Genomic DNA, 840 nt, shown 5'->3' with positions numbered 1-840 from the left:
CGATACAACCGGTCGAGTTGCATGGACAATGGTGGCAACTGACTTGACTCGCGCTTGAAGCATGCATTGGTAGAGTCAGGGATATTATTTTAGTTCATTCAGAAAGTCATCCATGAAAAAGCGCGCAGTTGTTACAGGCATCACCGGACAAGACGGAGCCTACTTGGCAGAGCTGCTACTTTCCAAAGGCTACGTGGTGTTTGGCACGTACCGCCGCACGAGTTCCGTGAACTTCTGGCGTATTGAAGAACTGGGTATTCATAAAAATCCCGATCTTCACCTTGTCGAGTACGATCTCACAGATCTCGGCAGTTCGATGACGCTAATCAAGGACGCGGCGCCTGACGAGGTTTACAACCTCGCTGCGCAGAGCTTCGTCGGTGTGAGCTTCAACCAGCCGGATGCTACTGCGCAGATCACGGGTATGGGGGCCTTACACCTGCTTGAGGCGATCCGCCTGACCAATCGAAGGATTCGCTTTTACCAAGCGTCCACCTCGGAAATGTTCGGGAAGGTGCAAGCGATCCCGCAGGTCGAAGAGACTCCCTTTTATCCGCGCAGCCCCTATGGCGTCGCCAAGCTCTTCGCACACTGGATGACCATTAACTACCGGGAGAGTTATGACATCTTCGGCTGCAGCGGCATCCTCTTCAATCACGAAAGCCCGCTCCGCGGACGCGAGTTTGTCACCCGCAAGATCACTGACTCCGTAGCCAAGATCAAACTGGGAAAGATCGGAATTCTTGAACTCGGCAATCTGGGCGCCAAGCGCGACTGGGGCTTCGCCAAAGAATATGTCGAAGGCATGTGGCGGATGCTCCAGGCGGATGAGGCAGATAC

The 840-nt window shown here is 54.0% G+C and carries 1 protein-coding gene; it reads left to right on the top strand.

Annotated elements, in window-relative coordinates; genetic code table 11:
- Window positions 1-112 precede the first annotated feature (112 nt).
- Window positions 113-840: GDP-mannose 4,6-dehydratase (locus AC1DY5_RS57385; protein WP_478122999.1), on the top strand; the 728-nt coding region annotated here is incomplete at its 3' end.

Source organism: Variovorax sp. P4_D9 (assembly GCF_056401695.1).
The sequence above is the reverse complement of the archived record's forward strand: the minus strand, read 5'-3'. Positions and strand labels throughout refer to the sequence as shown.